Origin of the sequence: Pontixanthobacter rizhaonensis (assembly GCF_012972675.1) — a bacterium.
GTDB classification, from domain to species: Bacteria; Pseudomonadota; Alphaproteobacteria; order Sphingomonadales; family Sphingomonadaceae; genus Pontixanthobacter; species Pontixanthobacter rizhaonensis.
This window is the reverse complement of record NZ_JABCRE010000003.1, coordinates 982366-995358: the sequence shown is the minus strand read 5'-3', so window position 1 is coordinate 995358 and position 12993 is coordinate 982366. Positions and strand designations below refer to the sequence as shown.

Below are 12993 nucleotides of genomic sequence, written 5' to 3'. Positions count from 1 at the left end.
CCTTCGGCGAAGCATAGCGGAATGTGTCAACTTTGATATTTGAGAAAAATATTATTATAATCAATGTGTTAAGTAATATTTCGCGGTTGACACAGTGTCAACTTCGTCACCTCAATCATACAGCCCCCTTCTGGGCCCCAAATAGCCAAACAGATACGCGCCCACTTTGCGCATCTGTATTTCTTCTGCGCCTTCGGTGATCCGGTAGCGCCGGTGATGCCGGTAAATATGTTCAAATGGAGTATGCCGTGAATATCCAATTCCGCCATGCACTTGCATTGCCTGATCGGCAGCTTGGCACACAAGCCGGTTCGCCCAGTAATTGCACATGCTGACTTTGTCCGACAGCTCGCTCTCGATCTGCTTGTGCGGCGTGTTGTCCATTTCCCATGCTGTCTTGTAGATCAGCATTCGCAGCATTTCGCACTGCGTCGCCAATTCAACCAGCGGGAATTGAATACCCTGATTGCGGGCGAGTTCCTGCCCGAATGGCTTGCGCTCGCGTGCATAGCGGACGCTTTCCTCAACGCAGAATGTCGCAGCGCCCAAGGAAGACGCCGCCTGCCGGATGCGGTTCTGGTGAACAAAGCTCTGCGCCAAAGCGAGGCCTTTGCCCTCCTCACCCAATATCGTGCTGTCGGGCACCCAAATATCGGTCAGGCTCAGGCGAGGATGGTCAGTGGGCATATTGAACGTCCACATCCATTCCTCGATTTTCAGCCCCTCAGTCGGGTTGGGCACCAAGAAACAGGTGATCCCGCGTGCATCGCCCGCTTCGCCGGATGTCCGCGCAAATGTGGCGCAGTGCGTCGCGACATGCATGCCGGTGATCCACATCTTCTCGCCATTGATCAACCAACCATCGACGCCATCCCGCGTCTCGCGCACGGCAGTAGTTTCCATATGCGTCGCGTCGCTGCCATGCTCTGCTTCGGTCAGCCCAAAGGCGACGCGGCGCGTCCGGTTAAACCCGCCATGGATAAATTCCTGCTTCTGTGCCTCGGTGCCAAACGTGTCGAACATTGCCACAAAGGGGAAATTCCCAACGATGGAATGTTCATTTTGCAAGTCGTTATGCAGGCCGAGCCCTTTAGCCGCAAAATGTTCGCGGATCACGGCCATCCAAAGGTTGGAGCCATCCTTGCCGCCATATTCCTTGGGCGCAGAAAACCGCCAATGGCCCGCCGCATCGGCGCGGCGCGTGGCTTCACTCAGCAGTTCTTCCCAATCCTCGCGCGGCAGGCCGCCCGCGTCAAAATCGGTCCGGGCATATTCACGGCGATGATCGAAGAAACGGATATTATCATCTTGCGCTTCCAGCGGTTTGATTTCCGCTTCGATAAACGCATCGAGTTCGGCGAGATAGGCAGTGAGGTCGGCAGGAATTGCGAAATCCATCAGTCTTTTCCAGTCCACTTTTTACGAGCTACGGCGAGCGCGGGGTATTTGGGAGAGTCGGCTGCCACTTTCTCCAGTGCGCCTCGGCGCAACAACGAAAGCCAAATGGGGTCGTTGAGCGACATGCCTTCCTCCATAACCAGTTTGGCAGCTTGGATATCGATCGTGGTGTCCCCCTCTTGCTCGCCTCGTGCCAACATCCCCAAAGCATTGCGGGCAACAGCCAGTTGGAAGCGATCATGGCCAGTTAGCCGGTCTTTAATGGTTACGAGCCATTCCGAAACCGCTTCCGCAAGCTCACCCGCCCACGCTTCGCCTGTGTACGTAAAGGTCAGATGCGGATCTGGAAGAGGCCGATCTCGCTCTGCTTCCGGCGCATCCTCCTCTAGCAACATCAGCAAATCCAATTCCTGCTCGCTCGTGCGGCGGGAAATAACTACGCGTTCGAGCATCCGGTCTTCGCCAGTCCGCCAATATTTGGCCATCTGCAAGCAGCCTAGGGCCCACCAAACAGTGCGATAGACCAACCAAAAGCGAAAGCGATCGGGATCGACCTTGCCCCCGCCAGCATTTTTATAGGCGGCAAAATACGCCTCCAAAGAACCCAGCCCAAGCGCTGGCCGATCAATTCGGGCAAAACGCCACACCGTCATGCATCCAAAGGCTAAATCCTCATGCGGGTCACCAAAATGGGCTAGTTCCCAATCTAGCACGCCGGTAAGTTTGCCGTCTTCTGCAAGCAAGTTACCCATCCGATAATCGCCATGATTGAGCACAGGCGTTACTGGGTCGGGGCAATTATCCATCAACCATTTCAGCCCAAGCGCAATGATCGGACGGTCACCGCCAGCCTCATCAAACTGAGCCTTCAGCCCCTCAATCCCCTGGCGGTAATCAAGTGTTGGAATGGCAACGGGTAACCGAGCAGGAGCAATGCCATGAATTCGCGCCAGATCGCGCGCAATCTCATCTAGCAGTTCAGCGGGCGAATTCATCGCCAATATTGCCTTCGGGTCGGGCGTACCGGGCAAGGCACGCATAATGAAACCGCTGCCGATGCCATCTTCAGCCGCCAGTTCACCCACAACTTCCGGAGCTGACACGCCGGCGCTGTGAGCTGCGCGGATAATGGCAGCTTCGACATCGTGGCCAAAGGGGCGATCGTTCATGAACTCCAAAGATGGTGCGCGCCGCAGCACATACAATTCGCCGTCAGCTTGGAACTTCCAGCTTTCCATCGTCGCACCGCCAGTCAACCGGACAATATCCGAAACCTGACCAAGATTCGCGCGGGTGCAACAAGACTGCAATCCATCAAGCAGTAACTCAAACGTTTGTGCGGAGCTCTCCATCGGCGAGGGTCTTGCATCCAATTGAACCGCGCACAAGAGCTGTCTTGCCTAGATAAACGGTCGGAAACCCATGCAATTATCCGTATTCTTCACCTTGGTCGCTTGGGCGTCTCTGTTCATCGCTAAGGGCGTTGCCGGACAGAATCGACGCTCGTTAAGACTGTGACAACCACAAATAAGGTATCAGCACCCCTATGCGATTGAACCTCAAAAACCTTCTACCCGTTGGCGCAGCCGCGATGCTCGCTTTATCAGCAGTCTCACCCGCGCAGGCTAACACCGACAATTTCGAACTGGCGTTCGATTCGGCGTTAGGCACGAAAGAAAGAGCACCCGAGCGATTTGAAGCAGTCTATGAGACTGGCTTTGAACAATATCTGGCCCGCGTTGCAGACGGTGACAAAGGGCGTATTGGTGTCGCAGCGATAGACCTAAGCACGGGAAAAGAAGTCTCTATCCTGGGTGATCAACGCTTCCCCATGGCAAGCACCAGTAAAGTAGCGATTGCCGCCACTTATCTGGCGGGCGTCGACCAAGGCCGCTGGACCCTGACCAGCGAATTTCCAGTTCTTATCCCGGTGCGGTCTGCACGGTTTTCTTCTGCCAGCGCGCCAGTGCGTGAAGGCAACTATCTGCCTGCACACAAACTGATAGAACTGATGATCAGCAAGAGTAGCAATGTGTCGACCGATGCACTGCTGCGCGTTGTAGGTGGCCCCCAAGCGGTGAATGCGTTTATGCGCCGCGCCGGCATTAGAGATTTTGAGTTAACCCGCAATATCGCCACCTTGGTGCGTGATGACGGGGAATATGACCCGGCGACAACAATTGATATGCGAGACAGTGCGTCTCCGCGGGCGATGGCGGGGCTGCTAGCGAGTATTTATCAGGGCCGGCTTTTGAGCAATAGCAGCCGGAATGTGTTGCTTGATGCAATGGCCAAGACCACAACCGGCAAACGGCGGATCAGATCGGCGGTGCCTGATCATTCCAACCTTCTTCACAAAACCGGTACACTCAACCGGACAGCCAGCGATATAGGCATTTTCCAGACGCCCGATGGACGGTCAATTGCGATAGCTATCTATGTGACAGGACAAAGCCTATCGAGCCAGCATGAGGCCGCCAATAAGCGCCAAGCGCGGCGTATGCGGGATGCCCGAATCGCCGATATTGCGCGGGTGTTATATGATGGGTTTTCCAATCCCAACCAAAGCCAGCAGATATGGACAAATTCAGAATACCGGACTGGCGGATAGTTTCTTAGAGGCCCCCAAAATGGGCCCCGAAATCTTAATCGCGCATAAGAAAAGGGCGGCACCTCGCGGTACCGCCCTTTCTATTTGCTAAAAAGCGAACTGCTTATTCAGCAGCTTCTTCGCCTTCCATAGCGCCTTCAGCAGCTGCAGCAGCGTCGTCAGCAGCGCCTTCCATTGCTTCGCCAGTTGCTTCCATGGCGTCGCCAGCAGCTTCGGTAGTCGCGTCAGCAGCGCCTTCCATTGCTTCGCCAGCAGCTTCCATGTTTGCTTCTGTGTCAGCAGCAACTGCGTCAGCAGCGTCGCCAGCAGTTTCAGCAGTTTCTGAGCAAGCAGCCAGAGTAAGAGCGGCGCCAGCAGCTGCGGCAGCGAGTACGATCTTGCGCATATTATAATTCCTTAAACAGCGAGTGGTTATCACACGCCCCTTCGGGGTCATGTGCGAAATCTCCCCAAAGGACAGACTTCGTGAATTCTAAATAATGGCGGAAATGTGGCATGGCAAGTGGATTCGGCCTCAATGTGCCTTTTTTTTGCCTTATTTTACGCTTCGGCGCAGAAAACCGCCCTTTTTGAACCCAAATAAAGTAAGCTGACCCAGCCTCTATCCGCTGCTAACAGCCTTACTATGGCCGAAAAACAGCACCTCTATCTCGTCGATGGCTCCGCATATATCTTCCGTGCATACCACCGTCTACCACCACTAACCGACCCGGAAGGCACGCCAGTTGGGGCAGTTTATGGTTATACAACAATGCTTTGGAAGCTCGCCGAGGATCTTGATAAAGCAGAGGGGCCGACTCACCTGGCAGTGATTCTCGACAAATCGAGTCACTCTTTCCGCAATGATATTTATCCGGAATATAAGGCCAACCGCCCTCCTCCGCCTGACGATCTGGTGCCCCAATTCCCTCTCATTCGCGATGCAACGCGCGCGTTCAGCCTGTCCTGTATAGAAGAACAAGGGCTAGAGGCGGATGATCTGATTGCATCCTACGCCCGTGCAGCGGCGGCCCAGAATTGGGATGTCACGATTGTGTCTTCCGACAAGGATCTGATGCAGTTGATTTCCGAAGGGGATGATTCTCGCGGTCGGATCGACATGCTGGATACGATGAAAAATCAGCGCATTTCCCTGCCGGAAGTCGCAGATAAATTCGGCGTGACACCTGACCTTGTTGGCGATGTCCTCGCTCTCATGGGGGATTCGGTTGATAATATTCCGGGTATCTTTGGCGTTGGACCGAAGACAGCGACTAAGCTGATCCAAGAACACGGCTCACTTACAGCAGCTCTTGATGCAGCGGCGGATATGAAGAAATCCAAGCTGAAAGAAAGGCTGATTGAACACCGGGCCGATGCAGAGCTGAGCCGTATATTGGTAGCGCTCAAAGAAGACTGCGACCTGCCAATGGCTATGGACGACTTCAAATTGGATGGCGTACCGGTTGAACCGCTTGCCGCGTTCCTCCAGAAACATGGCTTCACCAGCTTGCTGCGTAGGTTAGATGCCGGCAGCGGCAGCCCTGACAGAGCCAATGATCTCAACCCGGCAAAACCCGCAACCGCAGCAGACGTGGGCGATAGCGAAGGCAACCGTCAGGCGGTTCCAGATATGCCCGCGATTGACCGCAGCGCGTATGAGTGCGTTCAAGACATGGACACACTCAATCGTTGGATCGCCCGGTGCGAAGCCGCACGCGTCATCGCTGTCGATACCGAAACCAGCGCGCTCGATTCCATGCAGGCTGACTTGGTAGGGATCAGCTTGGCAGTCGCTCCGAATGAAGCCTGTTACATCCCGCTCGCGCATGGGGGGACAGACTTGTTGGCGGAAACGCCCCAGCAGATCGGTCTGCAAGATGCGCTCGCGGCTTTACGGCCGGTGCTGACAAATGATGCCATCCTGAAAATCGGCCAGAACATCAAATATGATCTGAATGTTCTGGCCAGATATGATGTCGATGTGACACCCGTTGATGACACCATGATCATCAGCTTTGCGCTGGATGCCGGACGCGGCGAAGCCGGCATTGGCGGCGGCCACGGGATGGACGAATTGTCTGTTCGCCACCTTGGGCATTCACCGCTAAGTTTCAAAGACGTCTGCGGTACGGGCAAAAAACAAATCCCGTTTGGTGAAGTCCCCCTGGACCGCGCGACAGAATATGCCGCAGAAGATGCTGATGTGACGTGGCGCTTACACAAACATATGAAACCGCGGCTCGCGATTGAAGGGGGAACCACTGTATACGAGCGTGTTGATCGGCCGTTGGTACCGGTCGTCGCGCAAATGGAACGTCACGGTATCAAAGTTGATCGTGCGGCCCTGTCACGCTTGTCTGAAGAATTCGCGACCCGCATGGCAGCGCTGGAGGGGGAAATCCACGGCGAGGCTGATCAGGAATTCACAATCGGCAGCCCGAAACAATTGGGCGAAATTCTGTTCGACAAGATGGGTTATAAGGGTGGACGCAAAGGTAAAAGCGGCCAGTATTCCACCGATCAGGCGATGCTCGAAAAATTGGCAGAGCAAGGCGCAACTATTGCCACCAAGGTCCTTGAATGGCGCCAGCTAAGCAAATTGAAGTCGACCTATACGGACGCATTGCAAGCCGCCATCAACCCGAAGACTGGCCGTGTTCACACCAGCTATTCGCTAACCGGTGCGCAAACGGGGCGGCTGTCATCTACCGATCCAAACTTGCAGAATATCCCGATCCGGACCGAAATCGGGCGGCAAATCCGAACTGCATTTGTTGCCGATACAGGCAACGTGCTTCTGGCTGCTGACTACTCGCAGATTGAGCTCAGGCTGGCAGCGCATATGGCGGATGTTCCCTCCCTCAAAGAAGCTTTTGCGGCGGGAGAGGACATTCACGCGCGCACTGCAAAGGAAATGTACGGGGAAGTAACCCGCGACACGCGGGCTCAGGCCAAAACGATCAACTTCGCTATTCTCTATGGTATTTCCCGCTGGGGCCTTGCTGGGCGTTTGGGCGTCGAAGCTGATGAAGCGCAGGCAATGATTGATCGCTACTTTGAACGGTTTCCCGGCATTCAGCGCTATATTGCCGAGACGCTCGAAAGCGTACGCGAACTGGGATATTCACAAACGCTATTTGGCCGAAAAACCTGGTTCCCCCGGATCAATTCCAAGAACGGGGCAGAACGGCAAGGCAGCGAACGCGCCGCGATCAATGCCCCGATACAAGGTACAAGTGCAGACATCATCAAACGGGCTATGGTGCGGATGATGCCGGCATTGACCGAGGCGGATCTAGGTCATGTCAGGATGCTGCTGCAAGTGCACGATGAACTCGTTTTTGAACTGCCTGAAGGCGATGTAGAAGCAGCAAAGCCCATCATCGAAAAAGTGATGGCGGACGCGGCCATGCCTGCTGTGACGTTAGATGTGCCGCTGGGCATTGAAATTGGGTCTGGCACCGATTGGGGCGCCGCGCATTGATAACCTGTAGCCCGACTTTCACGCCCATAAGGACGCATTATGTTTGATAAATTGAACCCCAGCACCTGGGAGATTGAATGGTTCAATGTCGGCATGGCTCTGGTGGCAGTGGTGGCCGCAACCATAGTTGCCTATTTCATATACAGGATCAGCTTTTCCGTGCTGGAACGGCTCGCCAAAGCATCCGAAACGGAAGCCGACAACTTGGTGCTGGAAAGCATCAGACGGCCAGTGAAATGGTCGCTGATCGCCATTGCCGTAACCGTGGTTGCGCAAGGGAACAGCGCATTGGCATTCGTTTGGGAGCCGATTGCGCAATTCGTACGTCCAGCGCTTTTGGGCTGGATCGCGTACACTCTGGTGAAAGCCTTTACCGCTGCAATGGAAATCCGGCTGGAGGCGTCCGATGATCCGGTGGCAGTGCGCAGCCGCAGGACACGGCTATCCATCCTGTCGCGAACGGCAACCTTTGCGATCATTTTCATCACCATCGGGCTAATGCTGTTCGCCATACCCGCTGTAAAATCAATCGGCACAACTTTGCTGGCATCAGCCGGTTTGGCCGCTCTCGCTGTCGGCGCAGCAGCGCAGCCTGCATTAAAATCGCTGATTGGCGGGATTCAAATGGCTTTGACCGAACCGCTGCGGATCGGTGATCTGGTTGTGGTAGATGGCCATACAGGACGTGTCGAAGAGATCCGGATGAGCTTCATCACAGTAAGAACCTGGGATCAGCGCGCCATTATTGTGCCCACCACCAGCGTACTGGATCATAGCTTTGAAAACTGGTCGCGCAAAAGCGAGCAATTGACCGGACCGGTCATGCTGCACCTTGATCCTGCGACGCGGATACAACCCATCCGCGAGGAGTTAGAGGCCTTTGTTACCACTCAAGAATTGTGGGACGGGCGAACAGTCCAATGCCTGATGACCGAGGCGTACCCCGAAAGCATCGAGCTGCGTTTGGCCGTTAGCGCACGGACGATCGGCGATCTCTGGACCCTTCGTTGCGCAATCCGCGAACATATGATCGAATGGCTACGCGACGAAATGCCTGAGGCGCTCATCCGCCACCGACTGGAAGTCGAGGGGGCCAATCAGCGCGTTCAGGGCAGCTAGAATCTATTCGTCAGGGCCGTGTTTCCTATCACGGGTCGGTTCAATCATACCGTCATGAACAAAGCCGATTGTCGGCTTCACTGCCGCTGCGCGCTTTTTTAATTCCCCGCGCATTTTCTTATACTCAGCTTCCATCTTTGAAGTGACAGTGGCGCGCGAGTCTTTCAATGCCTCTGTAAAGTCAGCGGCAGTGACCTCTTTGACATCACCCCCGGCTCTGCGCAAAGCATTGAGACCGGCACGCCGAACCACATCTTCCAAATCAGCGCCAGTGAACCGGTCCGCCTTCTTTGCGATCGTGGTGAAATCAACATCATCTGCCACAGGCATATTGGCAGCATGAATCCGCAAGATATGCTCACGCCCAGCAGGATCAGGCGTGCCAACATAAACCAGTTCGTCAAAACGGCCTGGCCGTAGCAATGCCGGATCCACCAGCGTGGGGCGGTTTGTCGCCCCAATCACGATCACGGATTGTAGCTCTTCCAGCCCATCCATTTCGGCCAGTATTGTATTCACAACGCGGCCGGTTACAGCCGGCTCTCCTTGTCCGCTGCCCCGCGCAGGCACCAGCGAGTCGATCTCGTCAATGAAGATCACACAGGGGGCGACTGAACGGGCGCGTTGGAACATTCTTGCGATCTGCTGTTCGCTTTCGCCGTACCATTTAGACAGCAAATCGCTGCTCTTCATCGAAATGAAGTTAGCCTCAGCTTCCTTTGCAACCGCTTTGGCCAGCAGCGTTTTACCTGTACCCGGCGGGCCGTAGAGCAAGAAGCCTTTGGCAGCACGAACGCCCAAACGTTCAAATGCCTCTGGGTTTTTCAGAGGCAGTTCGATGCCTTCTTTCAGATTGTCTATGGCATCATCAACGCCGCCAATATCGTCCCATCCCACATTGGGGACCTGCACCATCACTTCGCGCATCGCAGATGGCTGGACACGCTTAAGCGCTGACAAGAAATCTTCCCGCGTCACGCACAGATCATCAAGCACCTCTTGCGGGACTGTGCGTTCATCCAGATCAAGCTTCGGCATAATCCGGCGCACCGCATCAATGGCGGCTTCACGCGCTAGCGCCGCGATATCCGCCCCCACGAAACCGTGAGTGGTCTTTGCCAGCTCAGCCAAGTTGACCTTATCACCAATCGGCATACCGCGCGTATGGATCGCCAGTATTTCGCGGCGGCCTTTCTCATCCGGCACACCAATAACAATCTCGCGGTCGAAGCGGCCCGGACGGCGAAGAGCCTCATCTATCGCATCCGGGCGGTTGGTCGCGGCGATGACAACCAGATTTGCGCGCGCTTCAAGACCGTCCATCAGCGTGAGCAATTGCGCCACAAGGCGTTTCTCAGCCTCGCCCGGGACACGGTCCCGTTTTGGCGCGATAGAATCAATCTCGTCGATAAAAACGATGGCCGGCGCTGCTTTTGTAGCGGCCTCAAACACTTCGCGTAGTTTCTTCTCACTCTCACCATAGCCAGAGCCCATAATTTCCGGGCCATTTATGATGAAAAACTCTGCGTCGCTCTCATTGGCCACAGCCTGGGCCAAACGCGTTTTGCCAGTACCGGGGGGGCCATGCAGCAAGACGCCTTTAGGCGGATCGACGCCCAGCCGGGTAAACAGCTCAGGGTAACGTAGCGGCAGTTCAACCATTTCCCTGAGGGCTTGAATAGTATCGTCTATACCGCCGACATCATCATAATTGACGGCGGCCCGGCCGTCGCGCGGCTCTTCAAATTCTGCACGCAATTCAACTTCGGTATTTTCATCAATATGGACAATACCCTTGGGCGTGGTCGAAGCCACGGACAACCTTATCTGGGTAAGCGCATAGGCCGGGGTGTTAAACATCCGCTGCACTTGTGGCGGCATATTCTGGACAGGCTGCTGGCCAGTGGTGGCAACCAAGTCGCCTGTAACCACGGGTTTGCGAAAGAAATTGCGCTTGAGCGCCTGTGTCGGCCCCTGAAGCCGCATCTCGCGCTGCGCAGGCGCGAAGACTACGCGGGATGCAGGGCGGGATTCGGCACGCTTGATCGTGACATGTTCACCCGAGCCGGTTTCAGCATTACCGCGCTGCAACCCGTCCAGTCGAACAACATCAAGCGTTTGATCCTCGTCATAAGCGGGCATCGCGATCGCGACCGTGGCGCGCTTGCCCGCAATCTCAACCACATCGCCTTCGGTGATGCCTAACGCCTGAAATGCTGATCGCGGCATCCGCGCAATGCCTTGGCCGCTTTCTTCTTGTCGGGCAGCAGCAACTTGCAATCGGACCGATCCGTCTTTCGCGTCTGTCTCCGTCGGAGCCTTCTTGCCTGCCATGATGTTGCTGTCCCGTCGCTCTTTTTCGTGTGACCCCATAGCTAGGAACCGCACGCGCGGTATGCAAACGGCTTTTTGCCGGCACGTAGTTATAGGTAAGACCGCCTCATCGGACAGTTAAGCAAAAAAAGGGCCCAGCTGTTGCCAGCCGGGCCTGTAAAGTCTTGGGAGAGGATGCCTAAAAAGGCACCGTCTAAATGCACTCGAACCGGATTTTGTGCAAGTGCGAAAAGAACATTATATGGTGCAAATTATGCAACTAATGCCAAAATATGCTTAATGCGCTGATTTATCAAGCTTTATCCAAGCCCTGTCAGTTGCGTCATAAGCAAGAAAGCGGATCGGGATGGTTTCGCGTTGCAGCGCAGCATTATCGCCTGTTCGCAAAGGGGTGACACAGTGCAATCGCCCAATTACAGTTGCGATGCTTTAAGTGATGTAGAATGTTGGAAATCGATGTGAAAAAGCTGTTCCCCAATGCCGCCGCCGCTTTGGACGGTGTTTTAAGCAATGATATGCTGATCGCATCGGGTGGGTTTGGCCTATGCGGAATTCCAGAACGCTTTCTGGACGCCATCCGTGATAGCGGGGTCACAGGGCTGACTTTTGCCAGCAACAATGCCGGAATTGACAATGAAGGTATCGGCAAGCTTTTGCGGACCAAACAGGTCAAGAAAATGATTTCTTCCTATGTTGGCGAGAACAAGGAGTTTGAGCGCCAGTTCCTGTCTGGCGAATTAGAAGTAGAATTCTGCCCCCAAGGCACTTTGGCGGAGCGGATGCGCGCGGGTGGTGCTGGCATTCCGGGCTTTTACACCAAAACCGGGGTTGGCACGCAAGTGGCCGACGGCAAGGAGGTGAAAAATTTTGACGGAGAAGATTACATCCTCGAGCGCGGAATTTTTGCGGACCTTGCTATAGTAAAGGCATGGAAGGCGGATGAGACAGGCAACCTGATATTCAGGAAAACTGCACGCAATTTCAACTTACCTGCGGCCACATGCGGCAAGGTCTGTGTTGTGGAAGTAGAGGAAATCGTGCCTGCTGGTTCGCTAGACCCTGACAGCATTCATTTGCCCGGCGTATACGTACAACGCATGGTCATCGGTGCTCCATATGACAAAAAGATAGAGTTCCGAACAGTGCGCGAACGCGATGCTGGGGAAGAGGTAAGCGCATGAACAAGCCCCGCATGACCCTCACTCTACTGTTAGCCGCCCAAATTGCCTTACCTGGATGCGTAGCCGCAGTTATCCCGCTGGCAGCCAGCGGCGCCATACTAAACCAAGAGCGCAAGAGCGAGCCAGAACCGGAGCCAAAGTCAGAGCCAGATCTTCCTGTACTGCGGAAAGAAGATCGGGTTCTGACGCCGCCTGGTCCGGCATATGTCGATATTGCACCTCCACCAGCGAACACAGCACCGCCGGCACCGAACGAAACGGCCGACCCGGTTGGTGCAGAACCACCCACTGCCAGGGTACCAGCTGCCACGCCTGCCCGTAGCCTGAGAGCCTATGATGCTCTGCTCAGCTATGCGGTGACCGAAGCAGCCCGTGATCCTGTTGAACGGCCACGAATGTCTGCCGTGTTACAGGCACCAACTTCACTCAGCCCAGCACGTGCTGACTGCAGCATTCGCCCACCCGCCGTGCTGTTTGATCTCGACCCGGCAGACGGTTTGTTTGACCCTGACACTATGGATCATTCCGATCCGCTTCTTGATGTCATGGTGCGGAGGCTGCGCGCCGAAGCGATCGACATTTTTTGGATTTCCGGCCTACCTGCCCTGCGCGCCGGGGATGTTCGGAGGGTGCTGAAAAATTCAGGGCTCGACCCAAAAAGTGATGATGGCATTTTGCTCATCCAGCGCTCAGAAGATCGGAAACAGGAACGGCGCAAGCAACTGCAAGAAACGCATTGCTTGATCGCGATCGCTGGCGATACGCGATCCGATTTTGACGAGCTATATGAGTATCTGAAAACACCAGAGCTCGCTCAACCGCTCGAAGAATTGGTTGGTTCCGGTTGGTTCCTTGCCCCCCTCCCTCTAACTCAAGGACAATGA

The 12993-nt window shown here is 55.1% G+C and carries 9 protein-coding genes; 5 read left to right on the top strand and 4 right to left on the bottom strand.

Annotated features, from left to right (window positions below):
- Positions 1 to 111: 111 nt before the first annotated feature.
- Together HKD42_RS12535 and HKD42_RS12530 are read right to left on the bottom strand one after the other, a co-directional pair.
- Positions 112 to 1398 carry an acyl-CoA dehydrogenase family protein gene (locus HKD42_RS12535; RefSeq protein ID WP_170013834.1) on the bottom strand — a complete coding sequence of 429 codons (1287 nt, stop codon included), beginning with the start codon at positions 1396 to 1398 and terminating at the stop codon, positions 112 to 114.
- Complete coding sequence (locus tag HKD42_RS12530; protein ID WP_170013832.1) at positions 1398 to 2750, bottom strand: phosphotransferase; 1353 nt, start codon at positions 2748 to 2750, stop codon at positions 1398 to 1400. The genes HKD42_RS12535 and HKD42_RS12530 overlap by 1 nt, the downstream gene beginning before the upstream one ends.
- Positions 2751 to 2944: 194 nt before the next feature.
- Between HKD42_RS12530 and HKD42_RS12525 the strand changes: the two genes are divergently transcribed.
- Positions 2945 to 4009, top strand: coding sequence for a serine hydrolase (locus HKD42_RS12525; RefSeq protein ID WP_170013830.1), 1065 nt, complete (start codon positions 2945 to 2947; stop codon positions 4007 to 4009).
- A gap of 103 nt (positions 4010 to 4112) precedes the next feature.
- On the opposite strand, the gene HKD42_RS12520 is transcribed toward HKD42_RS12525, so the two are convergent.
- The gene (locus tag HKD42_RS12520) at positions 4113 to 4394 is read right to left on the bottom strand and encodes a hypothetical protein (RefSeq protein ID WP_170013828.1); all 282 of its coding nucleotides are present in this window, start codon (positions 4392 to 4394) and stop codon (positions 4113 to 4115) included.
- Between the two features lie 240 nt (positions 4395 to 4634).
- Here HKD42_RS12520 and polA point away from each other — a divergent pair, with 240 nt between their 5' ends.
- Both polA and HKD42_RS12510 read left to right on the top strand, forming a co-directional pair.
- Positions 4635 to 7475, top strand: coding sequence for a DNA polymerase I (gene polA, locus HKD42_RS12515; RefSeq protein WP_170013826.1), 2841 nt, complete (start codon positions 4635 to 4637; stop codon positions 7473 to 7475).
- 39 nt (positions 7476 to 7514) lie between these two features.
- Entirely contained in the window at positions 7515 to 8594 is a 1080-nt protein-coding gene (locus tag HKD42_RS12510) for a mechanosensitive ion channel family protein (protein ID WP_170013824.1), read from the top strand.
- 3 nt (positions 8595 to 8597) lie between these two features.
- On the opposite strand, the gene HKD42_RS12505 is transcribed toward HKD42_RS12510, so the two are convergent.
- Entirely contained in the window at positions 8598 to 10928 is a 2331-nt protein-coding gene (locus HKD42_RS12505) for a CDC48 family AAA ATPase (protein WP_170013822.1), read from the bottom strand.
- 458 nt (positions 10929 to 11386) lie between these two features.
- On the opposite strand from HKD42_RS12505, the gene HKD42_RS12500 reads away from it, so the two are divergent.
- Positions 11387 to 12109 (top strand): 3-oxoacid CoA-transferase subunit A, encoded by a 723-nt coding sequence (locus tag HKD42_RS12500; protein WP_170013820.1) that lies wholly within the window; start codon positions 11387 to 11389, stop codon positions 12107 to 12109.
- Positions 12106 to 12993 carry an HAD family hydrolase gene (locus HKD42_RS12495; protein ID WP_170013818.1) on the top strand — a complete coding sequence of 296 codons (888 nt, stop codon included), beginning with the start codon at positions 12106 to 12108 and terminating at the stop codon, positions 12991 to 12993. The genes HKD42_RS12500 and HKD42_RS12495 overlap by 4 nt, the downstream gene beginning before the upstream one ends.